Origin of the sequence: Syntrophomonas palmitatica JCM 14374 (genome assembly GCF_001311885.1) — a bacterium.
Classification (GTDB): Bacteria; Bacillota; Syntrophomonadia; order Syntrophomonadales; family Syntrophomonadaceae; genus Syntrophomonas_A; species Syntrophomonas_A palmitatica.
In genome coordinates this window covers 40251-66287 of sequence record NZ_BBCE01000019.1, presented here as the reverse complement: position 1 = coordinate 66287, position 26037 = coordinate 40251, and the positions used below count along the sequence as shown (strand labels likewise).

At 43.4% G+C, this 26037-nt stretch carries 28 protein-coding genes, 6 tRNA genes and 2 pseudogenes; 20 read left to right on the top strand and 16 right to left on the bottom strand.

Annotated elements, in window-relative coordinates:
- Positions 1-225: 225 nt before the first annotated feature.
- The 4 genes from arsB to JCM14374_RS10975 form a co-directional block, all read right to left on the bottom strand.
- Positions 226-1290: an ACR3 family arsenite efflux transporter gene (arsB, locus tag JCM14374_RS10990; protein WP_054697220.1), complete on the bottom strand. Its 1065-nt coding sequence runs from the start codon at positions 1288-1290 to the stop codon at positions 226-228.
- A 76-nt stretch (positions 1291-1366) separates the two neighbouring features.
- Complete coding sequence (locus tag JCM14374_RS10985; RefSeq protein ID WP_054697218.1) at positions 1367-1798, bottom strand: SoxR reducing system RseC family protein; 432 nt, start codon at positions 1796-1798, stop codon at positions 1367-1369.
- A 91-nt stretch (positions 1799-1889) separates the two neighbouring features.
- Positions 1890-2576 (bottom strand): cytochrome c biogenesis CcdA family protein, encoded by a 687-nt coding sequence (locus JCM14374_RS10980; protein ID WP_054697214.1) that lies wholly within the window; start codon positions 2574-2576, stop codon positions 1890-1892.
- Between the two features lies 1 nt (position 2577).
- Positions 2578-3141, bottom strand: a complete 564-nt coding sequence (locus tag JCM14374_RS10975; protein WP_054697211.1) for a thioredoxin family protein — start codon at positions 3139-3141, stop codon at positions 2578-2580.
- Between the two features lie 379 nt (positions 3142-3520).
- Between JCM14374_RS10975 and JCM14374_RS10970 the strand changes: the two genes are divergently transcribed.
- The 7 genes and pseudogenes from JCM14374_RS10970 (at position 3521) to thrC (ending at position 10415) form a co-directional block, all read left to right on the top strand.
- On the top strand, positions 3521-4486 hold the full coding sequence (locus tag JCM14374_RS10970; RefSeq protein WP_054697208.1) for a permease: 966 nt from the start codon (positions 3521-3523) through the stop codon (positions 4484-4486).
- A gap of 80 nt (positions 4487-4566) precedes the next feature.
- Positions 4567-4935, top strand: a complete 369-nt coding sequence (locus tag JCM14374_RS10965) for an ArsR/SmtB family transcription factor (protein ID WP_054697205.1) — start codon at positions 4567-4569, stop codon at positions 4933-4935.
- Between the two features lie 34 nt (positions 4936-4969).
- Positions 4970-5212 carry a thioredoxin family protein gene (locus tag JCM14374_RS10960; RefSeq protein ID WP_054697202.1) on the top strand — a complete coding sequence of 81 codons (243 nt, stop codon included), beginning with the start codon at positions 4970-4972 and terminating at the stop codon, positions 5210-5212.
- A gap of 245 nt (positions 5213-5457) precedes the next feature.
- Positions 5458-5964, top strand: a complete 507-nt coding sequence (locus tag JCM14374_RS10955) for a TetR/AcrR family transcriptional regulator (RefSeq protein WP_054697199.1) — start codon at positions 5458-5460, stop codon at positions 5962-5964.
- Positions 5965-6102: 138 nt separating this feature from the next.
- Positions 6103-7227, top strand: a complete 1125-nt coding sequence (locus JCM14374_RS10950; protein WP_054697195.1) for an HlyD family secretion protein — start codon at positions 6103-6105, stop codon at positions 7225-7227.
- A gap of 14 nt (positions 7228-7241) precedes the next feature.
- A complete protein-coding gene (locus tag JCM14374_RS10945; protein WP_054697192.1) occupies positions 7242-8777 on the top strand; it encodes a DHA2 family efflux MFS transporter permease subunit in 1536 nt (511 codons plus the stop codon).
- Between the two features lie 139 nt (positions 8778-8916).
- Positions 8917-10415 (top strand): annotated as a pseudogene (thrC, locus tag JCM14374_RS10940) (threonine synthase).
- 69 nt (positions 10416-10484) lie between these two features.
- Here thrC and JCM14374_RS10935 read toward each other — a convergent pair.
- A pseudogene (locus tag JCM14374_RS10935) lies at positions 10485-11701 on the bottom strand (cofactor-independent phosphoglycerate mutase).
- A 256-nt stretch (positions 11702-11957) separates the two neighbouring features.
- Here JCM14374_RS10935 and JCM14374_RS15400 point away from each other — a divergent pair.
- Together JCM14374_RS15400 and JCM14374_RS10925 are read left to right on the top strand one after the other, a co-directional pair.
- Positions 11958-12785 carry a methyl-accepting chemotaxis protein gene (locus JCM14374_RS15400; protein ID WP_054697189.1) on the top strand — a complete coding sequence of 276 codons (828 nt, stop codon included), beginning with the start codon at positions 11958-11960 and terminating at the stop codon, positions 12783-12785.
- A gap of 71 nt (positions 12786-12856) precedes the next feature.
- A complete protein-coding gene (locus JCM14374_RS10925; protein WP_054697186.1) occupies positions 12857-13741 on the top strand; it encodes an NAD(P)/FAD-dependent oxidoreductase in 885 nt (294 codons plus the stop codon).
- Between the two features lie 83 nt (positions 13742-13824).
- Here the strand turns inward: JCM14374_RS10925 and JCM14374_RS10920 are convergent.
- The 4 genes from JCM14374_RS10920 to JCM14374_RS10905 all read right to left on the bottom strand — a co-directional run bounded on the left by JCM14374_RS10920 (position 13825) and on the right by JCM14374_RS10905 (position 14237).
- Positions 13825-13900 (bottom strand) — tRNA-Cys (locus tag JCM14374_RS10920).
- Positions 13901-13998: 98 nt separating this feature from the next.
- Positions 13999-14073: transfer RNA gene (locus JCM14374_RS10915), tRNA-Gly, on the bottom strand.
- 7 nt (positions 14074-14080) lie between these two features.
- Positions 14081-14156 (bottom strand) — tRNA-Phe (locus JCM14374_RS10910).
- A 5-nt stretch (positions 14157-14161) separates the two neighbouring features.
- Positions 14162-14237, bottom strand: a tRNA-Asp gene (locus tag JCM14374_RS10905).
- Between the two features lie 293 nt (positions 14238-14530).
- Between JCM14374_RS10905 and JCM14374_RS10900 the strand changes: the two genes are divergently transcribed.
- The gene (locus JCM14374_RS10900; protein ID WP_054697183.1) at positions 14531-15553 is read left to right on the top strand and encodes a potassium channel family protein; all 1023 of its coding nucleotides are present in this window, start codon (positions 14531-14533) and stop codon (positions 15551-15553) included.
- Positions 15554-15760: 207 nt separating this feature from the next.
- Positions 15761-15849 (top strand) — tRNA-Leu (locus JCM14374_RS10895).
- 52 nt (positions 15850-15901) lie between these two features.
- Here JCM14374_RS10895 and JCM14374_RS10890 read toward each other — a convergent pair.
- The gene (locus JCM14374_RS10890) at positions 15902-16684 is read right to left on the bottom strand and encodes a helix-turn-helix domain-containing protein (protein WP_054697179.1); all 783 of its coding nucleotides are present in this window, start codon (positions 16682-16684) and stop codon (positions 15902-15904) included.
- Between the two features lie 84 nt (positions 16685-16768).
- Positions 16769-17032, bottom strand: coding sequence for a hypothetical protein (locus JCM14374_RS10885; protein ID WP_054697177.1), 264 nt, complete (start codon positions 17030-17032; stop codon positions 16769-16771).
- 275 nt (positions 17033-17307) lie between these two features.
- Between JCM14374_RS10885 and JCM14374_RS10880 the strand changes: the two genes are divergently transcribed.
- The 3 genes from JCM14374_RS10880 (at position 17308) to JCM14374_RS10870 (ending at position 19367) form a co-directional block, all read left to right on the top strand.
- Positions 17308-17598 carry a hypothetical protein gene (locus JCM14374_RS10880; RefSeq protein ID WP_054697174.1) on the top strand — a complete coding sequence of 97 codons (291 nt, stop codon included), beginning with the start codon at positions 17308-17310 and terminating at the stop codon, positions 17596-17598.
- Between the two features lie 241 nt (positions 17599-17839).
- Positions 17840-18238 (top strand): hypothetical protein, encoded by a 399-nt coding sequence (locus JCM14374_RS10875; protein ID WP_054697172.1) that lies wholly within the window; start codon positions 17840-17842, stop codon positions 18236-18238.
- Positions 18239-18434: 196 nt separating this feature from the next.
- Positions 18435-19367, top strand: a complete 933-nt coding sequence (locus JCM14374_RS10870) for an MBL fold metallo-hydrolase (RefSeq protein ID WP_054697169.1) — start codon at positions 18435-18437, stop codon at positions 19365-19367.
- A 23-nt stretch (positions 19368-19390) separates the two neighbouring features.
- Here the strand turns inward: JCM14374_RS10870 and JCM14374_RS10865 are convergent, their stop codons facing one another.
- Positions 19391-19624: a hypothetical protein gene (locus JCM14374_RS10865; protein WP_054697166.1), complete on the bottom strand. Its 234-nt coding sequence runs from the start codon at positions 19622-19624 to the stop codon at positions 19391-19393.
- A 48-nt stretch (positions 19625-19672) separates the two neighbouring features.
- Here JCM14374_RS10865 and JCM14374_RS10860 point away from each other — a divergent pair, with 48 nt between their 5' ends.
- A complete protein-coding gene (locus JCM14374_RS10860; RefSeq protein WP_054697164.1) occupies positions 19673-21106 on the top strand; it encodes a DNA recombination protein RmuC in 1434 nt (477 codons plus the stop codon).
- 253 nt (positions 21107-21359) lie between these two features.
- Here the strand turns inward: JCM14374_RS10860 and JCM14374_RS14905 are convergent, their stop codons facing one another.
- From JCM14374_RS14905 to JCM14374_RS10845, 4 genes are all read right to left on the bottom strand, one after another.
- On the bottom strand, positions 21360-21503 hold the full coding sequence (locus JCM14374_RS14905; protein ID WP_242848973.1) for a hypothetical protein: 144 nt from the start codon (positions 21501-21503) through the stop codon (positions 21360-21362).
- A complete protein-coding gene (locus JCM14374_RS10855) occupies positions 21481-22107 on the bottom strand; it encodes a polysaccharide deacetylase family protein (protein WP_242848972.1) in 627 nt (208 codons plus the stop codon). The genes JCM14374_RS14905 and JCM14374_RS10855 overlap by 23 nt, the downstream gene beginning before the upstream one ends.
- Positions 22108-22162: 55 nt before the next feature.
- Complete coding sequence (locus JCM14374_RS10850) at positions 22163-22909, bottom strand: polysaccharide deacetylase family protein (protein ID WP_054697162.1); 747 nt, start codon at positions 22907-22909, stop codon at positions 22163-22165.
- A 215-nt stretch (positions 22910-23124) separates the two neighbouring features.
- A tRNA-Val gene (locus tag JCM14374_RS10845) sits at positions 23125-23199 on the bottom strand.
- A gap of 265 nt (positions 23200-23464) precedes the next feature.
- On the opposite strand from JCM14374_RS10845, the gene JCM14374_RS10840 reads away from it, so the two are divergent.
- From JCM14374_RS10840 to JCM14374_RS10820, 5 genes are all read left to right on the top strand, one after another.
- The gene (locus JCM14374_RS10840; RefSeq protein ID WP_083454052.1) at positions 23465-24016 is read left to right on the top strand and encodes an SOS response-associated peptidase; all 552 of its coding nucleotides are present in this window, start codon (positions 23465-23467) and stop codon (positions 24014-24016) included.
- 286 nt (positions 24017-24302) lie between these two features.
- A complete protein-coding gene (locus tag JCM14374_RS10835) occupies positions 24303-24458 on the top strand; it encodes a Flp family type IVb pilin (protein ID WP_054697159.1) in 156 nt (51 codons plus the stop codon).
- 66 nt (positions 24459-24524) lie between these two features.
- Positions 24525-25040 (top strand): A24 family peptidase, encoded by a 516-nt coding sequence (locus JCM14374_RS10830; protein WP_054697157.1) that lies wholly within the window; start codon positions 24525-24527, stop codon positions 25038-25040.
- Between the two features lie 2 nt (positions 25041-25042).
- On the top strand, positions 25043-25444 hold the full coding sequence (locus JCM14374_RS10825; RefSeq protein WP_054697155.1) for a TadE/TadG family type IV pilus assembly protein: 402 nt from the start codon (positions 25043-25045) through the stop codon (positions 25442-25444).
- 27 nt (positions 25445-25471) lie between these two features.
- Positions 25472-26026 carry a TadE/TadG family type IV pilus assembly protein gene (locus JCM14374_RS10820; RefSeq protein WP_054697153.1) on the top strand — a complete coding sequence of 185 codons (555 nt, stop codon included), beginning with the start codon at positions 25472-25474 and terminating at the stop codon, positions 26024-26026.
- Positions 26027-26037: the final 11 nt, after the last annotated feature.

Here is a 26037-nt window from a genome sequence, read left to right as displayed (position 1 = left end):
GCCAGATCTGAATATCATCTCTTACCCTTTCAAATTCAGCCAGGATTAAATCGTCGCTGCCAGTTGCTGCAGCCGGGTCATCGAAACTATGATGGATCCGATTTTAGAAAAATAGTAATCCTTAAAACTTAAAGGATTACTATTGCCATCTTAAAGCTTTGTAAACAAAATGATTGTTTTTCTGTAAATCGTATAGCTGTGACTAAATTATTTTAAAGTCCTATGTTAATGTGTTCTCACGGTTTCCTGGCCATAGTATTTTTTCTTATAATACAAAGCAACATTGACCAGACTGATTAATACCGGAACCTCGACCAGAGGACCTATGACGGTGGCAAAGGCCTGGGCCGAATGAATACCGAATACTGCTACGGCTACCGCAATGGCCAGTTCAAAGTCGTTGCTGGAAGCGGTAAAGGCTATGGTGGTATTGCGAGGATAGTCAGCCCCCAGCCATTTGCCGATGAAAAACGTTATAAACCACATAAAACCAAAATAAATGGTTAAAGGAATTACTACTCTCAATACATCCAACGGCAGGGAAACGATAACGTTACCCTTCAAGGAGAACATGACCAGTATAGTGAAAAGGAGTGCGATCAAGGTCAGTTTGCTGATGCGTGGGATAAAATTGGCCTCGTACCAGTCGCGGCCTTTCGATTTTACCATAATGGTACGGGTGATGATGGCTGCGATAAATGGTATGCCTAGATAGATAAATACGCTCTTGGCTATTGCCAGCATGGAAACATCCACAGCGATACTCGACATACCCAACCACCGGGGGATAACAGTCAAAAAGATATAGGCGTAAATCGAATAGGTCAAGACCTGGAATACTGCGTTAAATGCCACCAGACCAGCCACATATTCTGGGCTTCCATCTGCCAGGTCGTTCCAGACCAGGACCATAGCGATGCAGCGGGCCAAGCCTACCAGGATAACACCGGCCATCAGCTCTGGTTTATCAGGCAGCAGAAGAACGGCCAGAGCGAACATGACGAAAGGGCCAACGATCCAGTTCTGTATAAGTGAAAACAACAGGAGCCTGGTATCTTTGAAAACGGTGGGCAGTTCTTCATAGCGTACCTTGGCCAGTGGGGGATACATCATAAGGATAAGCCCGATGGCAATGGGGATATTGGTGGTTCCTGCCTGGAAATGACCCCAAAAGGCAGATATCCTGGGGTAAAAGTAGCCGGTACCCACCCCGATCACCATAGCCAGGACGCTCCATAAGGTAAGGAACCGGTCCAGGAAAGACAATCTGGAGATAACTGAATTTTCCATCTGCAACACCTCTTTCTTTTCATGTATAGGTTCTTGACGCGCAGTATCTGTTATAGCATGGCAGTTACAGTAATAATCAGGGATTGTTTTCGGGGAATTTACTTAAAATAACTGGTATAAGATCCGGATTCCTGATTATGGTCTTATCGTATAACCTGATAATTATTACAGAGAATATAAATGATATAAATGCACCTGCTGAGGCCATTAATGTTGCGTTGAGTCCTAACCGGGCTGATACGTTGCAGCCGGTAACAGCGCCTAAAAACATCAGTATGAAAGGCAGAATAAAAATTATGAACGCTCCTCCCACATCGCCTTTATCTGACGTTTCAAATATTACTACATCACCAACCGCGGCATTTATATCATTTCTTGCTTCAATCAGGGGCACCCTTATCTTCTCGTCATGACAACTGCAGCTAATAGTGCCGGCACCGGAAACGGGCCTTAAAAGTGCAAAATCACCCCTCAATTCTATTACAATTCCTTCAGCTTCTGTCTTCATAGCTTCGTCTCCATATTAAATGAATATTATTCTCGGCACTCTGCTCATGTTTTAATGAATTAAACCAAACAAGCAAGTAGGCTGATTAATTTTAGGCAATATACGCAAAATACCCGCCCATGAAGATGATGATAATTCCGGCGGCTTTCTCAACGATATAATTCCATTTTTCAAAGCTTCGCATGTGCGTAATAAGTCCGGTAAACGTTCCGGCCAAGATAATGGGAATGCCGCGGCCCAGGGCGTATACAAACAGCAAGGTGGCGCCGAACAGCCATTGCCCGCTGGCCATCGCCAGTGAGAGGATGACCAGCAGAATAGGAGTGCCGCACTGGGAGCCTACCAGGCCCATGACCAGCCCGAGCTGGTAGCTCCCCCATAATCCGCGGGCTTCTCCCACTCGTTCGAGAAGGCTACCGCCAAAGTTGATATTCAGTTTCAGCACCCCCAGGAGATTAAGACCCAGGGTTATACAAACAGCTGCTACCACATAGTAAAGGATACTCTTGCTGGTGCCGAAAATACCTCCCGCGGCAGCAATGAAAAGACCCAGCAGCATGAAGGTGGTAGCGGTTCCCAAGGTGAAGGCCACGGACAGGGCCAAACTTCTGCGGCGTCCGATTTCCATCCCGCCCACATAGGCGATAATAATGGGAGCCATGCTGAGATTACAGGGACCGAAGCTGGTGACCAGTCCGGCCAGGAATACCAGCCCATAGCCGATAATAGAAAAGTGACTGAGAAATTGAGGAGCCACCTGGTTTATCCAGGTTTCCACGCTATTTCACCACCTTGTTGAGTTCCGCCTTAAGATCCTCAACCGGGATGACGCCTACATTTTGATAAGAGACCTTACCGCTGCTGTCCAATATAAATGTAGCAGGGATATAGCGAATTTGCCAGGAATTAACAACATCTGTATTATCCTTGTCATTTACATCAATGGCGATAAATCGGACCTTATCCTTATAGTCCGGTTCCAGTTTATCAAATACCTTTTGCATCTCCGCGCAAGGGCTACAAGTAGTGGAGCGGAAAAGCAGCCAGCAGCTCTCCCTATTCTTGATGGCGCTCTCTATCTGTTTCGCTATGGTCAACGGTTCCTTTTTATCAGCGGGAATTTCCGGATCAGCCTTTGCCGGTTCTTCTTTGGAGGGGGTATTGCTAGTGGCCGAGACACCTGCGCCTTTTGTCTGCTTCTGGTTGGTTGCGGGGTCAGCAGGCGTTGCTGTATTAGTTTCCTTAATACTGTTGGAGGCTACTGCTTTGTTATGGCCGGTTATGACCGGGGCTGGTTTTTTGTCCGCATAATAAGAATATGCAAAAAAACCCGCAACAATCAAAAAAAACAACCGCCGCTAATATATAGCCCTTTTTCATTTGATACCCCTTTCTCTGATTTGAATCATGCCGCTGAGAACAGCAGAAGAAAAATTTATACAAAATAATAATATAATTATATAATAATAACAAATATGATACAATAACATGCCTGCGGATGTAGATGATATATTTAAAGAATTTTATTTTTAGATGGATTAAAAAATATTTGACATGTAAGCAATATAATAATAATATAAGCATATACTTATTAAATTATAAACAGCTGCAATAAATCTAAGTTTATTTGATACGCGGCTATGGATTGAATTTTAACGGATTGCTGGTCGAGTGTACTATTTATAACAATAGCTAAAGATGTCTTGGGAGGTAAGAACAACTATGCTGAAATGGTTTGCTGATTTGGTTACTTATCAATGGTTATCGCTGGTCAAGGGGACTCGTCTGGCTGATGCGGCGAACTTCTTTATTTATGACACCTTGAAGATTTTCATAATGCTTTCGGTAATCATTTTTGTGGTGGCGATTATCAGGAGTTTCTTTCCGCCGGAAAAGACCCGAAAAATACTTAGTTATAAGCGCCAGTACGCGGGCAATATCGTGGCGGCTCTGCTGGGGATCGTAACGCCCTTTTGTTCCTGCTCGGCAGTACCGGTTTTCATTGGCTTTGTGGAAGCCGGCATCCCGCTGGGGGTAACCTTTTCTTTTCTAATATCTTCTCCCATGGTGAATGAAGTCGCCCTAATACTGCTTTGGGGAATGTTCGGAACCAAGATTGCGTTAATATATATCGCTACTGGTTTGGTAGTTGCCGTCGTCTCGGGACTGGTAATCGGGAAAATTGGGTTGGAGAGATACGTTGAAGGATATGTTTATGAAATTGCCCAGGGCATCGAGGGGATGGAAATGGTAATTGCCGAACAAACTTGGGAAGACCGCCTGTTATATGCCAGGGAATATGTACGGGATATTCTGAAGCGGGTTTGGCCCTACGTTTTAATTGGTATTGGACTGGGAGCTGCTATTCACGGATATGTACCAACCGATTTTCTGGCAGCCTATGCGGGAAAAGATAATATCTTTGCGGTGCCGGTTGCGGTACTGATGGGCGTACCGCTATATTCCAACGCCGCCGGGGTTATTCCGCTGGTGGCGGCCTTGCAGGAAAAAGGCATGGCTATGGGAACGGTGCTGGCCTTCATGATGTCGGTCACCGCTTTATCGCTGCCGGAGATGATCATTCTGCGCAATGTACTCAAGCCTCAATTAATCGGTGTATTTATCGGTATCGTGGCTGCCTCGATCATTATCGTTGGTTATCTCTTTAATGCCTTGTTAACGGTGTAGGCGGGTGATTATATAGGCACAAGAAAGATGATAATTATATTATAATATAACTGAGTTTTTGATAATGGGAGCTGAAAGACATGTTTGAAACCGTATTTAAGGCTCTGGGGGAGCCTACCCGTCTAAAGATTATTAAATTGTTGGCAGAGCGGGAATTGTGCGTATGCGATCTGGAGGAAGTCATGCAAATCAGCCAGCCCCGGGTATCCCAGCACCTTAAGGTTTTAAAACATGCCGGACTGGTCAATGAACGCAAGGAAGGGCAGCGCACCATCTGCAGTCTGAACCGGGACCTGTTGAATCAAACCATAAGCCAGTTCCAAGAATATATAAGCAAACCCCTGGAGTTGATACCCGAATTGGCCGGTGAGTTGTCGCGTATGCCGGTTATAGATGGTGAGGCTTGTATTAAGAAGTCTTGTTCAACAACGCTTGTAGGTTCAAAATAAACAGTCAAGCATATTTACGATGGGAGGTTGGAATATGAAAATCGAAGTATTGGGATCAGGATGTGAGAGATGCAAACAGCTGGAAAAGGATGTGGTTAATGCGCTGGCGGAGCTTAATATTACGGCCGATGTATCCAAGGTCCAGGATCTTAAGAAGATTATGAGTTATAAAGTCATGTCTACTCCGGCGTTGGTTATCGACGGGCAGGTTAAAATTGCGGGCAGGCTGCCGCGCAAAGACGAATTGCACAAGCTGTTAAAAGATACGCCTAGATAGACCTGCCGCGGAATTTTAGCGCCACTAACCTGAGAAATATTTTGGCTTACAACAAAAAGCTCTGTAATACAGAGCTTTTTGTTGTTTCTGGGATTTTGTGGCCTTGCTTTCGATACCATTTGGTATCGGCTTTTGGTGAAAATATGTACGCGGTTTTGCAGACATCCAACAGACTTGAATATTAATACTATTAGGTACTATAATAAAACTCATAAGTATCAAAATAAAACTAAGGAGTATTACAAATGAGAACCTCCCGCAAAGAAGTAGAAAGAAGCTTTAAAAAAGATTTTGTCGGGGAAATAGCTTTAGAGCTATTCCGCCATAAACCCTATGAACGGGTGAGTATGGATGAGATCGCCCGTAAAGCAGAATTTGGCAAGGGCACACTATACAAATTATTCAGCGGCAAAGAAGACATTATGGTCCATGTTATATGCCGGGGCATTGAAAAATTACGCTGCGATCTTCAAGAACAATGCATGGGCAGCAGCGACCCCCGACAGGCTATGAAAGCGCTGCTGGAATTGGAGTATGACTTCTATACTGAATACAGCAATCTGGTTTTAACCCTGGTTTTTCGCCAAAACGATAATTTTGCCTTTGCCATTATGGATCGGGTAAGGGCGGAACACCAGCAGCTAAGTGACCTGCTGGAACAGATATTTGAACGTGCCCGAACTGCAGGTATGTGTTTCAGGATGGATAATCAGGAGTTGATTCGAGCACTGGAAGCAGCCATGAAAGGCTGATGATACATCATATCGAAAAACCGTTCTCGGAGAAAAGCCGGGAGAAGGATCTGCAATTAATAGAAGCCATGTTATGTACAGGTCTGCTTGTTTAAATCGCAGCTGGCGGAAAAATTAAACATTTAGGGAGGGTTTAAGGTGGAGAATGAAATGGAAATGTTGGACGAGGCGATGCAAACAGGTACAGAAACAAAATCAGATAAACATAAAAACCGCAAATTTATGGTCATTATGATTATAGTATTACTGGCTGCAGCCGGAGCGGGGATTTATTGGTGGTATCTGCTGCAGACTACTCTAAGTACAGAAAACGCCAAAGTCACCACTGATATCAGCGATATCAGCTTCAGGGTGGGGGGAAGACTGGAACAGATAATGGTTGCCGATGGAGACCAGGTTGTCAAAGGTCAGGAACTAGCTGTATTGGACCGAGAACCATACCGTATTGCCATGGAACAGGCGAAGGCAGCCTTGGATCTGGCCCATGCTAATTATGAACGTCTGCCCTATGATTTACAGACTAAAGGTTTGGCGGTGGATAAAGCCCGCGACCAGGTGGGCATTGCCGCCGCCGCTGTGAGCACGGCCGAACTTGCTGCAGCAGATTTAAATCGAGTGCTGACTAAAAACGAGAAATTGTATGCCAGCGGAGCCATATCGGAGGAAAGTCTCAACGCTTCCCGCTTAAATTACGAGAAGGCATCTGCAGCCCTGGAAAGCGCACGCCTAAGCCTGCAAACTGCTGAAACCGCTTTGCTGGACACCCAGCAGCAAGAGGCCGCCGCCCTCAAAACTTCCCAGCCAGCTTTGCTGGCTGGAATAAAACAGGCTCAGGCGGTTTATGATGCCGCAGTCTATAACTATAACAACTCTGTTTTAAAAGCTCCTTTGGGAGGTACGGTAGTAAGAACCGCTGTCCAGCCTGGCGAAACAATTAACGCAGGCCAGACGGTTCTTTCAATAGCTCGCCCTGACAATACCTGGATCGTGGCTAACATTGAAGAAAAGAAAATAAACCGTGTTCAGCAAGGACAAAAAGTTCAAATCCGCATTGACAGTTATCCAGGCAAGGTCTTTACCGGATCGGTTGCGGCTGTCGGGGATGTCAGCCAGAGTACATTCGCGCTCTTTTCCAGTGAAAGCACTGCTGGCAGCTTTACCAAGGTCAGTCAGAGGGTACCGGTTAAAATTAGCGTTGACAAACAGGGACAGGTATTGAAAGCTGGAACTTCTGCCCGGGTTAAGATTTACACAGGCAAGTAGAGGAGCATACCCCTATGTATAACACAACCGACGCGGCAAAGGCCGGGGAAAAGCTCAATTTTGCTATACTTCCCGTAATTATTATAGGTACTTTTATGTCCGTAATGGACGGGACTATAGTTAATGTTAGCCTGCCCAAAATGATCAGTGTCTTTAACTCCTCAACAACTGATGCTCAGTGGATAGTAACTGCCTACATGCTTACCCTGGGTATCGTTATGCCTATTTCAGGATATTTAGGGGACCGTTTTGGCTACAAGCGGGTCTATTCTGCTGCCCTGCTGGTTTTTGTCATCGGTTCGTTCCTATGCGGAGCGGCCTGGAGCATCAACAGTATTATCGCTTTCCGGGTCTTGCAAGCGATGGGCGGAGGAATCATGCAGCCTTTGGGCATGGCTATACTCTATCAGAATTATCCGCGGGAGAGAATGGGTATGGTGCTGGGGCTATGGGGAATCTCAATGATGTTAGCCCCGGCTATCGGGCCAACTCTGGGAGGATATCTGGTTGATTACCTATCCTGGCGTTTTATATTTTATGTAAATGTACCGGTGGGCATATTAAATCTCTTTATGGCTAAATCCCGGTTAAAAGAGACACCCTTAATAAAAGGCCATAGTTTCGATTTTGTCGGTATCGCAACTTCCGCCATCGGTTTTTTCAGTCTGTTATTGGCTTTCAGTCAAGGCAACCGCCACGGTTGGACTTCACCCTATATCGTATTTTTGTTTTTTGTATCTGTATTTTTTCTGACTATTTTTATTTACAACGAGCTGCATCACAGTGAACCGGTGATGGATCTTCGATTATTTAAAAATTATGTATTTTCCATTTCCATTGTGGTAAGCTCGATAATCTCTATAGGTATGTTTGCGGTGGTGTTCCTTATGCCCTTGCTATTGCAGAGTATCCTGGGAAAATCAGCCGTTTTAACCGGTCTGATTCTTCTGCCTGCTGCCCTGGCTTCTGGTATAGTCATGCCGCTCGCTGGAAGAATATTCGATAATTATGGGGCGCGGGCTTTAGTGATGGGGGGATTGTTATGTCTGGTGATTACCACCTACATGCTGCATGGTTTTAATGATATGACACCCGTTTGGGTAATGATTTTCTGGCTGGTGATGCGGGGCTTCGGAATGGGTTTTTGCTTCATGCCTTCTACAACAGCGGGTATGAATACCGTGCCGCCGCATCTGGTAGGGAGGGCTTCGGCTCTAAATAATGTAATCCGCCAGATTGCTTCTGCATTTGGAATTGCTATGTTCACCAGTATTCTGGCCAACCGTCAGACCATATATTTAGCTGACCTGATACCGGCCATAAACGTAAACAGCAATGAATATCTGCATATTCAAACAGAGATTATGTCGATGGCATCCGGTTTGGGTATCAGAGGGGATTCGGTGTTTGCTATGACCGGCAGTATGATAATGCAGCAGGCAGTAAAAGAATCCATGGTCAAGGCAATGGGAGATTGTTTTATTATAGCTGCCGGATTGACCATTATAGCCTTAATTCTGGCATCCTTTTTCAAAGGGCGCCAGAAATAGCCGATTGTCTGCATATGCTTTTAGGGATAATAGATATAGAAAGCAGTCTTATAAGTGGAATATTAAATCATAACCTTTTGCCCGAAGCTTTTTCAGTATAAAATGTATAACAATTAAATAAAGTCTGAGGAGGATTACTTTGCGTTATTTAAGCAGCAGGGGACGAAGCCAGCCTGTTGAGGGAGCAGAGGCTATTCTAAATGGTATAGCTCCTGATGGGGGGCTTTTTGTGCCTGAAATAATTCCGGTGCTTGATAAAAATATATTTGCGGCCATGGGGGAATGGAATTACCAGCAAAAGGCTGTATACATTCTAAAACAATATCTTGCAGAATTCAGTGATGAAGAAATAGATTACTGCGTATATGGCGCCTACAACCCGAACAATTTTGATAATGATTCTATAGCGCCCCTTATTAAACTCAATGATAGCCTTTATGTTCTGGAACTCTGGCATGGGCCTACCTCTGCTTTTAAAGATATGGCTCTGCAGGTTTTGCCGCGGCTGTTGACCACCAGCGCACGTAAACAAGGGGATATGAGCGAATTTGTTGTTCTGGTGGCTACGTCCGGCGATACTGGCAAAGCAGCTCTGGAAGGTTTTAAAGATGTTGAGGGAACACGTATTATCGTGTTTTATCCCCGCGAAGGGGTCAGCCAGGTGCAGGAACGGCAGATGGTCACCCAGGAAGGGAAGAATGTCAATGTCGTTGCTGTCAACGGCAATTTCGATGATGCTCAGACCGGAGTAAAAAGGATATTTGCCAGTAGCGATATGATTAACCTGCTGGCTGAGCAAAACCGTAAAATGTCTTCGGCGAATTCTATTAACTGGGGAAGGCTTTTGCCGCAGATAGTGTATTATATCTCTGCTTATGTTGAACTCAGGCGCAATGGGAAAGTACCCGAGGGTGAATCCATCAATTTCGTGGTTCCCACCGGAAACTTCGGCAACATCTTGGCAGCTTACTATGCCGGGAGGATGGGTGTTCCCATTAACAAGCTGGTCTGTGCTTCCAATGCCAATAATGTCTTAACTGAATTTATTAACACCGGGTATATGACCGCCAGCGCAAGTTTGAAAAAACCATTTCTCCCTCCATGGATATATTAATATCGTCGAATCTGGAACGTTTGCTGTTTGAACTGACCGGACATGATGATGTTAGGATATCGCAGTGGATGCGGGAATTGCAGCAAAATGGTTATTATGAGGTGGATAAACAAACCCTGAACCAGGTGCAGGAATTATTCTGGGCAGATTATAGTTCTGATGCTGAAACAAAACTATCCATTAATAAAACCTGGAATGAAGAGCATTATCTGTTGGATACCCATACTGCTGTCGCTATGGATGTATACAGGAAATACCAGATGGCCACCGGTGATGACAGGGCAGCCATTATCGCTTCCACTGCCAGCCCGTTCAAATTTGGCAAGAGTGTGGCCGAGGCAATCCTCGCCCCGGAGATAATTAAAGGTAAAAGTGAATTTGAGACCCTGCGTATTTTAGCCGATGCTGCTGAACTCCAGATCCCCGAAGGGATAAGAAACCTGGAGGATAAGAAAATCCGGCATAGTGCGGTGACAGCTCCAGAGGAGATGGAAAATACCGTAAGATTATTGCTTGATAATTAGACGGCAAGGAACATTCAACCACAGATGAACACAGATGATTATTCTTGACAATTAGGTCTAACTAATACACTATCTGTGTGAATCCGTGGTTAAGTTCTTGGTTTCAAAAATATCGCCTTTTATGAACAGGTCCATTAAGCGATAGCCTTCGTCAATGACAATTCCTCTGGCGGCAGATGATTCATCATAAGTCAGATGATTTTTTCGGGGGTGACTTTTGTCAAATATCAAAAAAGGGACCGGCTCGGAACTGTGTGTTCGAGTGGACAGCGGGGTGGGATGATCTGGCAACAGCATAATTTTAATTTCGTTAAAATTGTCTAGTTCCTGCAATATCATTCCCAAAACCTCACGGTCTATCTGTTCAATACTCCAGATTTTGCTTTCCAGGCTGCCCTGATGACCGGCTTCATCTGGTGATTCTATATGCATATAAACAAAATCCTGTCCCCGCTTTAATTCATCCAGGGCCGCCCTGGCTTTGCCGGCAAATTGGTATGAATGCCTCCAGTAGCCCCCGGTACTGCAACCGAGGCCATGCCTGCAGATATACCCAGCCCTTTTACCAGGTCAACCGCAGCAACAACTGAACCTTTCAGACCGTAACGATCAAAAAAACTGGGCAGTACCGGCTTTTTGCCTTCGCCCCAGAACCATAAGGAATTGGCAGGTTTTAAACCCTGTTTACGGCGGGAGTTATTAAGGGGATGATTTTCTAAAACCTTTTCACTGGCTTTCATTATCTCGAGAAGCACGGCGCCGTCTTGTCCTTGAGGAAGATAAGCGGAAATGCAGCGGTCAGAAATATCATGGGGAGGTGTTAAAACAAGTTCTTTTTCACCGCCATTGGTCCATATCATTAAATGGCGGTAGCTGATACCGGCATAAAAATAAAAATTATCATTACCCAGTTCCTTTTGAACTGCTGCCATAAGGATAGCCGATTGTTCGGAAGGAATTTCTCCTGCACTGTAGTCAAGCATAGTCTTATTTTCATATTCTGTTTCTTCTGACAGACTTACCAGGTTGCAGCGCAGGGCCAGGTCGTTTTCCCCCATTTCCACCCCCATACTAACGGCCTCCAGCGGGGAACGTCCCGTATAGTATTGACGGGGATCATAACCCATAACCGAGAGATTGGCCACATCACTTCCGGGAGGAAAATCAGCAGGAACAGTTTTGACCATTCCTATTAAGGAGGTTTTAGATAAAAGGTCCATGTTAGGAGTTTTTGCTGCCTGCAGGGGAGTCTTATGGCCAAATTCACTTAAAGGGTAGTCTGCCATGCCATCAGCTAGGATTAACAGATATTTCAAGAAATTCAACTCCATCATCTCTGTAATATTTCTAAGTATATCATTTTATTTGATTAACAATTATTTTTACTGGTATGAAAGGTTCATAAAAATCATAAACATTCGCATCGGCTGTACAAAATAAGCCGCTAATATTTGAATGATTTTAAAGGAATAACTTACTGAGATGACGAAATATTATGAAGATAATTTTGCAGATATATAATAAACAGGGAGGAGTGTTATTATGGGCAGCCGGTTACTTGACGATTTTCCGGAGTTTATTTCCAAGGCCTATACGATATTTCCCAAAAATATAACGTTCTATTCAACTGACCTTGAAAAATTTTTATTTAAAGATACACATAGTTTTGATGTTCCGTTTGTAAAGGTTGGAGAAGCTTTTGCCAAAGGCGGGGCAGCAGATAAAGTAATTCAAAGCAAGAAACCTTTGGAGATTGAACTGGATGAAAGCTTTTATGGAATAGCATTGAAGGTACACTGTGCACCAGTTTTTGATGATGAAGATAGCTCCAAGGTGGTGGGAACCATCGGGACGGCTTTGAAACGAGATAATGCTTATGCCTTGCGCCGGATGTCTGATACCTACCAGACCGGTATGCACGAAATTTCTGCGGCTATTGAGGAAAACGCCACGGCGGCAGGTGAAATAAACAGCAGTCAGAGAGCTTTATACGAGGAAATAATTAACATCCGACAGAGTGCAGTAGAAATCGTTAATACCCTGGATTACATAAAGACAATTGCTGATCAAACCAAGATGTTGGGTTTAAATGCCGCCATAGAAGCAGCGCGAGCCGGAGATGCCGGCAAGGGCTTTGGGGTGGTAGCGGAGGAGATACGCAAACTGTCTGAAAGCTCTAAAACTACTGCCATGGAAATACGCAGACTCACTCAGGATATACAGGATAAAATTACCGCAGCGATTCGTGGTTCGGAGATAACAGTCAAATCCAGTGAAGAGCAGGCGGCCGCCAGCGAAGAGATTACCGCCAGTGTACAGGAATTAACCAGCTTGATAGAGGAATTGCGTCGTATAGCCTACGAAATATAGTTATTTAATACACATAATATTTAATCCTGCAGATAAAAATTATATGTAGAATTAAAATCGAGGTGAAGGTATTGGAGCAGTCACTTTACGATATTGTTATATTGGGCTGTGGCCCAGCGGGATTGTCTGCAGCGGTTAATGCCAGAATCAGAAACAAACGGGTAATTATTGTCGGGGCTGCACTATGCAGCCCTCCTTTGCATAAGGCACAATTAATTAATAATTATCTGGGCCTGCCCGGTATTACTGGCCAGGAATTGTTAGACAGCTTCATGGATCATGTTGATAAAATGAATCTTGAACGTACCAGCATGAAAGCTGACAGCATTATGGAAGAGAACGGCTGGTTTAAAATACTGGCTGGTGAAGAAATAATCACAACCCGCAGTATAATTATTGCAACAGGCATTCCATATAAGGAGACTCTGCCCGCCGAAGAGAGCTATTTAGGGAAAGGTTTGGGCTATTGTGCCACATGTGATGGCCCTTTGTACAGGGGCAAAGATATAATTATAATTGCTCACAGTTCTGAAGCCGAACATGAAGCCAATTTTATGGCGGAAATATGCCATAAGGTTTATTATTTACCGCTATATAAAGGGATCGGTGTTTTAGATCAGAGGGTAGAGATAATATATAATAAACCCGCTAAAATATTGGGGCAGGAATATGTGGAGGGTTTAGTATTTAAGGATAATCAGAGGCTTGAATTGGATGGGATCTTCATTTTGGGCGGTGAAACATCTCCAGAACGCTTAATATCTGGTTTGGAACTTGATGATAAACATATTAAGGTGAATCGCCAGCAGGAAACCAATATTCCAGGTATATTTGCGGCTGGTGATTGTACCGGAGCCCCTTATCAGGTGGCCAAATCAGTAGGAGAAGGGCAGGTGGCTGGCTTAAATGCCGCCCGCTATGTTTCAGAGAAGAATTTTGTCTTATCCCACAGATGAAAAACCTGCGATAAATTGTGTTAATCTGGGGCTAATAACAAAAAGCGCTTATGCATTAAGCATCAAGCGCTTTCGTTTTTGTATGGAGGGCGGGACCGGATTCGAACCGGTGGATGGCGGTTTTGCAGACCGCAGCGTTAGCCTCTTCGCCACCCGCCCAAAGCAAGTATTATTATATCAGCATCCAAGAATACTAGCAAGGCTTAAGTTCTCGGACAGGAAATGAAAAGCGCCACATTAAGCAGCGCTGTTTTTTCTGGAGCGGAAGACGAGATTCGAACTCGCGACCCTCGCCTTGGCAAGGCGATGCTCTACCACTGAGCCACTTCCGCTTATTCATGGTGCCTCGGGGCGGAGTTGAACCACCGACACGCGGATTTTCAGTCCGCTGCTCTACCTGCTGAGCTACCGAGGCTAATATGGCGAAGCCGAAGGGATTTGAACCCTCGATCTCCGGCGTGACAGGCCGGCATGTTCACCGCTACACCACGGCTCCGCAACGAATTATATTTTACCATCACCTATTTTAATAGTCAACATATTAGAGGGTATTTTTGCCCCCGGGCGTAAATCACCAAATATACTCAAACATGATTATTAAACAGTACAATAAAATAATTATAAGGAAATTGTGGCAGGAATATGGAATACACAAATTGAATTATTTATCACTCACGTTATGCCTTTAACTACACCGCAAATTTGGGTTTTGCGAGCAACTTGACGCGGCTTCTCTGCAGAGGCTGATATGAGGTAATATAAGTAATCGGAACAACCGGGGGGCGTCTCTTGAAACAAATATGCAAAAAAGTAATTTGGACGGTGCAGTTACTATTTATTATTATTCTAGTGGGAACTATTGGATATTACATAATAATGAAAGGTACTGCAAGCTGGCTGGATTGCGCATATATGACCATAATTACCATAGCCAGTGTAGGATACGGGGAAATATTTGATTTATCCAATAATCCCAGCGGCAGGATCTTTACAATGATTCTTATTATATGCGGGGCGGCAGGTTTTCTATTGGTTACTTCAAATGTTACCGCTCTGCTGGTAGAAGGAAATCTCTTGCATATTTTTAGGAGGAATAAAATGGCTAAATTAATTCAGAAGCTTGAAAATCATTATATACTGTGTGGCTGCGGAGAAACCGGCATACATATTGTACGGGAGTGTATTGCTACTGGGCGTCCCATAGTTGCCATTGAAATCAACTCCGAACGTGCAGCGTTACTGGAAAGGGAAATTGATTCTCCGGATTTCTATATAATAAACGGTGACGCAACACATGACGAGAATCTTATTAAGGCCGGAATTGAAAAAGCACGCGGACTTATTGCCTGTGTTATGGAGGATAAAGACAACCTGGTTATTACCCTCTATTCCCGACAAATGTGCGAAAACTTAAGGATTATATCTCGCTGTAAGGACAGCCGCATGATAGATAAGCTGCGCAAAGCCGGCGCGGATTCGGTAGTTTCTCCTAACCAGATCGGCGGTTTGAGGATGGCTTCTGAAATGATTCGCCCCATGGCAGTTAGTTTCCTGGATATAATGTTAAGGGACAAAGATAAAAACTTGAGGGTGGAAGAAATAAACATAAGCGAGAAAACACGCTATATTGGCAAGAGACTCGCGGATGTGGATTTTTGGAAAATAGCAGGACTTTTTCCCATTGCCCTGCAGGACAAAGAGGGGCAATGGCTGTATAACCCGGGGCCGGAAGCTAAAATACAAGCCGGCGGAAAACTGGTCATCATTGGAAATCCAGAGCAGAGAGCGAAATTAGAGGATATATTTGCCTGATACATGTTATTTTAAGGTTAAAATAGATAGCTTCGCTAACGCTCGCAAATGAATGAAGCGATATGTCAGCAATAACAGATAAGCTGTGTCGCATTATGTGTCAACTGCGATAGTTGGTTACTGATTAACGTAAGGCAAACTGAAATACCAGCTAGTGGCCTTGATAAATTAGTATTTATCTGTTAAACTCTTTTTTGTGATATTAATGCCCGGATGGCGGAACAGGCAGACGCAACGGACTTAAAATCCGTCGATTGGTGACAATCGTGCCGGTTCGACCCCGGCTCCGGGCACCAGACAAAAACTAAACCCCCTGTCCTTAAAAAACAGGGGGTTTTTGCTGTCATGTTATTGGGGAGCGTTTGACTTCCACAGCACTTTGCCAAGTACCAAACAATTAGCAGAATCATACACCTGAGCAGGGTATGCTTGATTATCGAAGTATAACACAATTTTATCGGGAGTATGTGTTACACGGGCTATAATTGATTCTCCCCAATCGCATAACAGCACAGCTACTTCGTTATTATGAACACTGCTTTGTTTGCGTACCAGGACCACTTCACCTTTTAAGAGGGTAGGTTTCATGCGATCGCCGTCAACCCGCAGGTAAAAGTAATTATTAAGGTCATTGCCATACATATTGGTGATAGCCGTTCCTATCGGCCAGTAATCCTCTATAAAATTCACCCATTCCGCCGGATCGCTGCCGGAAATCTTACTATAAACAGCGACTGTACTGGCATGAAGTGTTTGGAATTCATCCTCCAGGGTAAATGATTCAACTGGTGAATCTTCAGCCGGTTGAGTTTGCCGGGGAGGATCAATCGCAGCTTCTTGCATCATTTTCTGCATTTTTTCTTGTTGTCTCGCTTTGGAAAGTTCTCGGGCAATTCGATAACTCTGAACAGCTTCTTCTGGAGGGAGATTTTCCATTACAGTACCCAGCAGAAACTTGGTGGATACGTCAAAATACTCCGCAAGTTTTTCCAACATCTCCAGATTAACATCCAGCTTGCCTTTTTCCCAAAGCCTTACTGTAGTCTCCGTAGTCATGAGTTCTTCCGCCAGTTCTTTTTCGCTGAGACCCTTTTCAATCCTTAATTGTTTCAGCCGTTCATCAAACTTCATTAATAAATACCTCCAGCAACCCATATCATATAAAAATCAATACAGCCAATAATCTGCGACTATTATATACTACGTTGCCCGGGGTTAATCCTTTACTGAATACTTCTTCCAGGGCATATGTTCGGGTTTGATCTTGGATAATACGTGTACTATATCTTTAGGACCGTAAAACATACCGTCGCCGCGATAATCCTGAGCCATTAATACTACTGGCATCAAAGGAAACAATTTGCCAAACAGCTGACTGGCTTGTTCTGATTCATACTTATCCTTAATAATTTCTTTCTTCACGATTACTACCACACAGGTTAGATCATCACGTTTATAAATAGCTGCTGTAAAGTCCAAATAACATGCTCCTTTCGGCATAACTAACGAAGCCTATCAAATCGCAAAAGAAATAGGCCCATTGGTAGGAAATTGTACCACCAAAACCACCTATAATACTATATTACCGAAAAAATATTTTATAGACAAGGATATCCGGGTTAGGGAAAATATTTGAAATGAATTAATGAAAAATACCCTTGCTTCTTATTTTATTCAGTGCAAAAATTACTGGCAGGAAGAGTGCATGTTATAGCGAATATTAAATTAAGTATATGCTGGAGAGGTGTTTGTTCGTGGAATTACTGGAAGTAATCAACTTAAGAATGATTGACCGAAATGTTGCGGCAGGAGAGGCGATTTTTGTTATAGATGGCAGGGAGCATCGCGGTGAGCTTTTGTTTTACCTGCAAAGTGATTACTGTGTCGGTATAAGAGCAAATCGCTGCGGTCCTGATCTAAAATTAGAACAGATTGAGGAATATATAATAAATAATAAGAGTCGTTTAAAACGATTTATTAATCCGCAGGTACAGAAACTGCGACAGGAACAACGTGAAGCAATTGCTAAACTATATGAAGATTAATTGCTCTTGAAAGGGGAAAGATTTTATATTAAACTAATAATCTGTGAGTAAAACCGGAAAATAGATTAGCAATTACCTAATTTATTTAATGGTTTTTAACAGGGGCTTCACATATAATCTATGTAATGAGAGTACAATGTACTGTGTTATAAGGGAGCTCGGCTTTGTCCAGTAGAACTTGCAGTTACCCGTAAAATCCGTATGGGATCGGTTTGCGGCAAATAGATGCGGAGGTGGGACTATGAAAAGGAAATGGAGCAAAGGCGACCCGGTTAGTTTATCAGATCTCTTGAGAATTACGCCAGTGGCCAATGAGATTATGCAGCTGTGTGAAGAGTTGGAAATGTCCTACACAGATGTTTTATGGATAGTAGCTCAAATTATAGACAATACAGAAAATCTTGATACCCAGCCCCTGGAGGAAATACTGGGGGCAGAAGCAGCATTTGAGGAAAACTGGGATGATATTGAACAGGATATTGGAGATGAGGAAATTGATTCATCCTCCTACCAGGTGAATGTGCAGATAAATGGCAGCAGCAGGTTCCCGGAAATAGGATTTAAAGCCGGAGTTAACGATAAGGAAGATATCAGCTACTTTTTTGATATGGTACTGGAGATGCTGGATAAATTGGAATAAACTTTACACATATTCTATTACAGCAGAACAGACGTTTTAGGTAAATGCCGAGGAATAAGCAAATTCTGCGAACAAGGCGTATATTAGCTGCGCTGATTGAACAGGTTTGTAAATAAATGAAATTCGCTTTTATCGATGCTCTGAGCCCGGGAAAAGCCCGGGCTTATTGCTATTTGTTGAGCTGCGGTGATTTCAAATGATTATTGATCTGACGGATACAATTAAATTATTAAGACCCCAACCACGCGCATCCTTTCCTTACAGTAATTCGATTTTTATTGATGATGATATTAAAACTGTAATCGATGCCGGCGCAGGGGGACGGGTATACAGTGAAATTCCCACTTCTGCTGTTGAACGGATATGTCTTAGCCATTATCATTTTGACCATACCCACAGTCTAGGTTACTTCAGAAGCGCAGTCGTTATGGCTGGAGTCGAAGAAGCTCTAGTTTATAGTTCTCCAGAAGCATACTTTGATTTCAGTGGTTTTGCGCGCTGGGAGATGCTGATGGGTCAACCCAAAAGACAGCTGTTTTCAGGGGGCAGTAATCTGCCGCCTGATGTTCCAGAGAAACCTGGATTTCGTCCTATTAGTCTCCATAGTGTTTTTAGTGATGGAGATATAATCTCATGTGGAAAGACAAAAATAGAGACGGTGCATATACCCGGGCATACAAACGGTCATTATGGATTTTGGTTCGAAAAAGAGGGGATTCTGTTTACTGCCGATATAGATCTATCACCGGGTGGTCCCTGGTATGGTGAGGAGTATTCGGATTTTGACCAGGTAATTACATCAGTACAGCGTATAATGGAGTTAAAGCCTGAAATCCTGGTGACTTCGCACCGCCGAGTATTCAAGCGGAATAATGATAATGTAGATGCTTTGCTGCGTGATTATCTGGCAGTTGCTTTGCAAAGGGAAGAGGATATACTCAGTTTTTTGGACCAACCTCGGACTATTGACGATATTGCCCAACAGGGATTGGTGTATGACCCGGCCCCTCGCACTGAACATTTGGTTTTTTGGAATAAAATGATGATATTAAAGCACCTGCAGCGCTTAAAAAAGTGGGGCCAGGTTATCCAGCCGGATGATTACCATTTCATTCGCACCGGAGTTTGAACGAACGTAACCGTTCTCAATCTTTATTTTGTTTCTTCTTCGCTCAGATTGGATATAGATTTATGCTTTAGGTTGTTGCTGTTATAAATGCTAATTATTTCACACAGCGGAGAATAACGCAATAATGCCGTAGCCAGTTCTACACAACCCAGGATCGCACAGGCAGCCGATAACCAACCCGTCACCATTTGTGAACCTAATAAAAAGAAACATAAAGCAAATATATAACGGGCGATAACTCCGTCACGTGGCAACATAAAACCACCTCCAAATAATTACTTTATGAATTAGTTTGGAGGTGTAACATGCAGACAATACGCACAGTCTGCAGGCATTTTATAGAAGAGAGGGGAGAATCTGTGAACACTAATTTTATACTTTTGATTATTATAGCCATCATAATCGTGGCGTTTTCAGGTTCTTATTTTGCAGCCCGGATGTTGCAGGCTCGCGCAGTTGTTCGTGAAAAGTCTTTGCGGTTAGGGGAGTTAGAGAACCTTTTGCACCAGCGGGATAGAAAAATAGAAGAACTTCAGGCCATAAACACTGAACTGCGTGAAAAGACGGTACAATTGCAGATGCAGCTTGCTCAAGAGGAGAAGATCCTGCAGGAGAAAATGGCGGTACTGCATGAGGCGCAGGATAAATTCAGTGATGTTTTCCGGTCGCTGTCTGCCCAGGCTTTGCATAACAACAACCAGTCATTTATAGAACTGGCCAGGGCTAGTTTAGAAAGCTTTCAGGAAAAAGCCAAAAACGATCTGGAGAAAAGGCAGATGGCTATTTCCCAATTAGTGTCTCCATTACAGAATTCATTGCAAAGGGTGGACCAGGAACTGCAGCAAATGGAGAAAAACCGTATAGCTGCTTATTCAGGACTTAGCCAGCAGTTGGAAAATCTGGCACGCAGCGAACTACAACTGCAGACGGAGACAGCAAAACTGGTGAAAGCCCTGCGTATGCCTCAGGTAAGGGGACGCTGGGGAGAAATGCAGCTGCGCCGGGCAGTAGAATTAGCCGGGATGACCCCGTACTGTGATTTTTATGAACAGGTATCTGCAAGTTCAGATAGCGGGCGTTTGCGTCCTGACCTGCTTGTAAAAATGCCTAACAATAGGCATATAATTATTGATGCCAAAACTCCACTACAAGCATATCTGGATGCCATAGAATCACAAGAGGAAAATTTACGCCAGGAGAAATTGAAGGACCATGCCAGGCAGCTTAAGACCCATGTCAATCAACTGGCCAGTAAAAGCTATTGGGAGCAATTTCAACCGGTCCCGGAATTTGTAGTTTTATTTGTGCCCGGAGAATCCTTTTTCAGTGCTGCTTTGGAACAGGATCCGGCATTGCTCGAATACGCTTCACAGCAAAAGGTTGTATTGGCTACGCCTACAACACTGATAGCCCTATTAATGGTCGTGGCCTATGGATGGCGGCAGGAGCAGATAGCCGAAAATGCCCGGGAAATAAGCGGACTGGGAAAATTGTTGTACAACCGGATCGCTACCATGGCTGGTCATTTTAATGATATAAGAAAGGGACTTGAAAAATCCATCGAGGCTTACAATAAGGCGGCAGGTTCATTAGAAAGCCGTGTGCTGGTCGCGGCCCGCAGATTCAAAGAATTAGGCGCGACCCAGGATGATGAGATAATATTTCTAGAATCGGTATCCAGGATACCTCGTCAATTGGTATCCTGGCCTGAACAGAATCATGAGGATAATGATAAATAGAAAACACTGAATTGATATATTAATCAAAATTTTACATTATTTTAACATCTATAAATGATATAATTTAAACATGAAATGTTATTGTATAAAAAAAGAAGGGAGGGATTCCATTGGATAAAGCCTTGATTGATGAAATACTGCGGGCCATAGGGCTGGAGCATATCGAAGGTTATACCGACGAAGACTGAAGAGAAGCCATTTAAGCGATCACTTAAATGGCTTCTCTTTTTCTTGGTTTTACTGCTTAGCTTAACTAATCGGCTGGTTTTTCACTGCTGCTGGGAACTTCTTTTAGTAATTCTGATACAGTTACAAACTGGTAACCCTGGTCTTTGAGATTCTTTATTACTACAGGCAAAGCTTCCTGGGTTTGTTTACAGGTATCGCTGGCATGCATAAGGATAATATCGCCCGGATGAACTTTTTTTGCTGACGCGTTCAATAATAGTATCAATTCCCGGATTCATCCAGTCCAATGAATCGGTGGTCCATTGAATTGCTTCATAATTGCTTTCATGGATGGCTTCTATAACCTGGTCATTAAAATCTCCATTGGGGGTTCTGATTAACTTGGCATCAACCCCGGTAACCTCTTTAATATTTTTGTGTGCTTTTTCGATTTCATCTTTAATTTCACTCTTACTTAAATTGCTCAGGTTAATATGGCGGTATCCATGACTGCCGATTTCGTGGCCATCCTTCTTAATTCTCTGCGCAATTTCTGGGTATTGTTTAACCCAGGGACCGGAAAGAAAGAACGTACATTTTAGATTGTTCTGCTTAAGTATCTCTATTACGGGCATTGGCGTCTGGTTGCCCCAACTTATGTCAAAAGTTAAAGCTACAATTTTTTTGTCGGTAGGCACCTCATAAACCGGTTTTAAACGATGGTAAGCCTGAACATACACTATGCTGCTGGTAAGCAGAACCATTACAATAATAGCGGCCAACATAATTTTAGCCCTATGGGACATGGTGTAAAAACCAATAATTCTGGGCATGAAATCGCGCCCCCTTTAAAAGGTTTTTTACATATTTATGGCCTTATCCTATACATTATTCCTTGTTTGCCAGAGCCATTAATTCGCTCATAGTCACGCAGCGATAGCTTTGTTTTTCAAGATCATCAAGCAATATATCAGTGGCCTGGGCAGTTTGCATTCCGTTAGGGGCGCCGTCATGCAAAATTATTATCTGTCCCGGTTTAATCCTTTTGATGATATGATTGGCAATTTGTTGTGCTCCTACCCCGGGGCGCCAGTCTTTACTGTCCTGCTGGTAGGTCCAGTAAGCGATAGTCAGATTTTCTTTACGGCATATTTCAACCAACTGGTAGGAAAGAAAACCCCCCGGCGGTCTGAACCAGAGCGGTTTTTTTCCGGTGATAAAATGAATTATTCGATTCGTAGTCTGTATTTCCTGAAGCATGGCAGCTTTATTTATTCTATTAAAATCGGCGTGACTGTAACTGTGGTTGGCGATCTCGTGGCCTTCTTTACTTATACGCTTCACTATTTCTGGGTGATTTTCAGCCCGTTTACCCAGAATAAAAAAACTGGCGTGAGCATGGTGCTTTTTTAAAATGTCCAGAACTAAAGGGGTGAAACGTGGATCAGGCCCATCGTCATAGGTTAAGACCACGATTTTTTTATCGGTTGGGAATTGGGAGATAACAATTTTTTCTTTGAGCCAACTTTCCATATTGGGATGTGCAGCGATATGAAATGTTGACCAGGACAGACCTATAAAGAGGATGCCACAGAGAAATACAATCAGATCTTTTTTGCGGAGCACGAAAAACATAATCGAACCCCCTGCCCCAAATTCATATCATAAATATATTGCGGGGGTACAAAAACTATGTTATTGGAATATTGGGGTTTATTTTTATCTGCCTTTTATCTGAGTAATATATACCTTTGTTGATACTTAACGATTTAAGGGAAATGCCATCGACCTGGAATAATATAGCCAGAATAGAAAAAGCCTGATAAAATCAGGCTTATTAATGTTAAATATGGTGGGCCGTATAAGATTCGAACTTATGACTTCTTCCGCGTCAAGGAAGCACTCTCCCACTGAGTTAACGGCCCTTGTGGTGATTATTATATCGTGAACAACACTTAAAATCAAGCCTATGGCCTATTTCTTGAGGAAAATATGACGATTGAAGACGAAGGAAAACCTATGGTAAAGTCGGTCAGACGCAAATCAATTAGGTAGAGGGGGCTTTGATGATGTGCGGGCGTTATACACTGACAATTAATACTGATGAGTTATCAGAACGGTTTGGGTGTGTTGTTATTGAAAAAATAGGCGGACCCCGCTATAACATCGCCCCACTGCAAAGAGCGCCCCGTGATAATTTATTATCGCGGCGAAACGCAGATGCGGCAGATGCAATGGGGACTGGTGCCTTGCTGGGCCAAAGACCGTACCCTTGGAAGCAAACTTATTAATGCACGTTGGGAAACTATAGCTGAGAAAGCATCATTTAAGGAATCACTGCGGCAGCGGCGATGCCTCGTTCCAGCTGATGGTTATTATGAATGGCAAGGACTAGGCTTTGAGAAACAGCCCTATCGTTTTGTGGTGCCTTCGCGCGACTTATTCTGTTTTGCCGGCCTATGGGATGAATGGATAGCTGAGGATGGCCAAGTTCTGCAGAGCTTTACCATAATTACCACCGAAGCCGCCTCTGCAGTATATAAAATTCATAAGCGTATGCCTTTCATAATAAAAAACGGACAAGAAGATCTCTGGCTGCGCAGCGGCATTATAAAACGCCAGGAGGCACAAACTTTTCTATCCCGTTTTAAACCTGAAGACACCCTGAAGTTCTACAGGGTATCCAAAATGGTAAACTCAGTTAAAATAGATGTTCCCGAATGTATCCAGGTCTTAAACTGACTATATCCCCCATAGGTCATAGATATTGGGAATGATATACGAATGATTTTACCCGGCTTTATGCCGGGACTTGTTTTTTCTGGGTTATGGTATCAATATCCATTAAATCAACGCAAGGAAAATAGACCTAATTAAGCTGAAAACATGGGACAAAAGACCAGTCTAAACCGAATGAAAATAATATTAGAAAAAATGAGTCGAGTTGTGGATATATTTGTCGAACATCACCTGTTATCCTTAAGACAAGCATTAAATAGTCTTTTAAAAAAATCTGGAGGTGGCGTTTATGTTTAAAATGGGAAAGAAGCTTATAACCAATGAAGAAGGACAAGGTATGGCTGAGTATGGACTAATTTTGGCTGGCATCGCTGTAGTTGTAATGGTTGCCATTGCCGCGTTAGGAGACAGATTGGTCGCTCTTTTTGACAGTATTGTATTTTAATTAATCTGCAGACAGCCCTGCTTTTTAAAAAGTAGGGCTATTTTTCCTTAAAGGGTGGTTGGCTTCATGGATTTGCATGATGTTCTTATGGTAGTTGTATTGAGCATAGCGGTATTTTTTGATTACAAGGAAAGACGCATTCCAAACATTTTGTTGGCGTCTGGTTTGATTCTGGCTCTTTTACTGCATGCTTGGACGGGAGGGAGCGCTGATGTGTTATCCGCTTTAAAAGGGCTGGGAACGGGATTAGCGTTATTGATAATTCCGTTCGTATTAGGAGGGATGGGGGCTGGAGATGTAAAACTTTTAGGTTTTATCGGCGCTTGTCAGGGAAGTATTTTTGCTTTAAATACGTTTCTGTGGATGGCAATTTGGGGCGGGATTATTGCGGTAATAATTTTAACTATGCAGAGGCAGCTTGGCGCAGCCTTTAAAAGATTAAGGCGCGGGGTTTTTTTAGCTGGAATAGGCATGGCAAATCTGACCGATATGGTTCATAAAGATGAATTCAGTATGTACTATCCATATGCGATTCCTATTGCTCTGGGAGTATTGAGCAGCTTCATTAGGGGTTGGTGTTAAAGATGAAGTATTTATCTGGAGTGCTTAAAAAGGAAAAGGCTCAGGCGTTAGTTGAACTAGCTCTGGTTTTGCCAATATTAATATTGCTCTTTACCGGGATATGTGAATCTGGAAAGATAATCGGCACCTACTTACTGATCAGCAACCTGGCACGCGAAGGAGCGCGTTACGGTGCGGTAGGTCACACTGACCAGGAAATACAAAACCGTATCAATGAACAAAGAAGTTGGTTAGAACAAGGCCGTATGGAAATTAGAATATCTCCAACATCAACAGACCGCAGTATGGGTGAAACTTTACGGGTGGGGATAAATTACAGATCAGATTTAATGACACCACTTTTTGCCAGTATTTTGCCCAATCCGGTTTTATTATCTGCGGAATGCAGCATGAGAATGGAATAGCATCAAAATTGGGGGGAGGCAGGGTCCTTGAAACTATGGCGCAGGCTGATATTTTCAGATAAAGGAAACGCAGCGGTATTTGTGGCCCTGGCCATGGTGGTTTTCGCCGGTTTTGCATCTTTGGTTACTGATGCAGGCTTAATATATCTTAACCGGGCACGTATGGCTAATGCCCTCGACAGCGCAGTTTTAGCGGCAGCTCAGGATTTGCCTGCTAAGCCCGATGTATCACTGGGGGTTGCTGACCAATATGCCGGACTTAACGGATTATCCGATGAGGAAGCCGGATTTGTGCTGGATAATGATAACCGCCGCATTGGCGGGGCGGCCACCAGACAATTGACTTTAGGTTTTGCACGTCTGTTGGGATTTGATAGAGCAAAGGTTAAAGCACAGTCAAAAGCCAAAGTAATTCCTGTATCCTCAGTATATGGGGTGGTTCCCTTCGGAGTCTTAGAGGGTGACTTTAATTACGGTGAAGAAATCATATTGAAACAAGGTTCGGGGGATAACCTGTATCATGGTTGGTTTGGAGCACTGATACTAGGTCGTAATGGGGCGGACCTTATCGGGACAATATAAAATACGGCTAC

Bases quoted from the DNA above. Each gene is read 5' to 3' on its own strand.
- JCM14374_RS10865 (WP_054697166.1), bottom strand. From the start codon at position 19,624: ATGTTGCCACGTGACGGAGTTATCGCCCGTTATATATTTGCTTTATGT.
- JCM14374_RS10855 (WP_242848972.1), bottom strand. From the start codon at position 22,107: ATGCCCAGAATTATTGGTTTTTACACCATGTCCCATAGGGCTAAAATT.
- JCM14374_RS10890 (WP_054697179.1), bottom strand. From the start codon at position 16,684: ATGAAGTTTGATGAACGGCTGAAACAATTAAGGATTGAAAAGGGTCTC.
- JCM14374_RS15400 (WP_054697189.1), top strand. From the start codon at position 11,958: ATGGGCAGCCGGTTACTTGACGATTTTCCGGAGTTTATTTCCAAGGCC.
- JCM14374_RS10965 (WP_054697205.1), top strand. From the start codon at position 4,567: ATGTTTGAAACCGTATTTAAGGCTCTGGGGGAGCCTACCCGTCTAAAG.
- JCM14374_RS10945 (WP_054697192.1), top strand. From the start codon at position 7,242: ATGTATAACACAACCGACGCGGCAAAGGCCGGGGAAAAGCTCAATTTT.
- JCM14374_RS10875 (WP_054697172.1), top strand. From the start codon at position 17,840: ATGAAAAGGAAATGGAGCAAAGGCGACCCGGTTAGTTTATCAGATCTC.
- JCM14374_RS10830 (WP_054697157.1), top strand. From the start codon at position 24,525: ATGGATTTGCATGATGTTCTTATGGTAGTTGTATTGAGCATAGCGGTA.
- JCM14374_RS10850 (WP_054697162.1), bottom strand. From the start codon at position 22,909: ATGTTTTTCGTGCTCCGCAAAAAAGATCTGATTGTATTTCTCTGTGGC.
- JCM14374_RS10870 (WP_054697169.1), top strand. From the start codon at position 18,435: ATGATTATTGATCTGACGGATACAATTAAATTATTAAGACCCCAACCA.
- JCM14374_RS10860 (WP_054697164.1), top strand. From the start codon at position 19,673: ATGCAGACAATACGCACAGTCTGCAGGCATTTTATAGAAGAGAGGGGA.
- JCM14374_RS10960 (WP_054697202.1), top strand. From the start codon at position 4,970: ATGAAAATCGAAGTATTGGGATCAGGATGTGAGAGATGCAAACAGCTG.
- JCM14374_RS10835 (WP_054697159.1), top strand. From the start codon at position 24,303: ATGTTTAAAATGGGAAAGAAGCTTATAACCAATGAAGAAGGACAAGGT.
- JCM14374_RS10970 (WP_054697208.1), top strand. From the start codon at position 3,521: ATGCTGAAATGGTTTGCTGATTTGGTTACTTATCAATGGTTATCGCTG.
- JCM14374_RS14905 (WP_242848973.1), bottom strand. From the start codon at position 21,503: ATGCATGCCAGCGATACCTGTAAACAAACCCAGGAAGCTTTGCCTGTA.
- JCM14374_RS10825 (WP_054697155.1), top strand. From the start codon at position 25,043: ATGAAGTATTTATCTGGAGTGCTTAAAAAGGAAAAGGCTCAGGCGTTA.
- JCM14374_RS10985 (WP_054697218.1), bottom strand. From the start codon at position 1,798: ATGAAGACAGAAGCTGAAGGAATTGTAATAGAATTGAGGGGTGATTTT.
- JCM14374_RS10955 (WP_054697199.1), top strand. From the start codon at position 5,458: ATGAGAACCTCCCGCAAAGAAGTAGAAAGAAGCTTTAAAAAAGATTTT.
- arsB (WP_054697220.1), bottom strand. From the start codon at position 1,290: ATGGAAAATTCAGTTATCTCCAGATTGTCTTTCCTGGACCGGTTCCTT.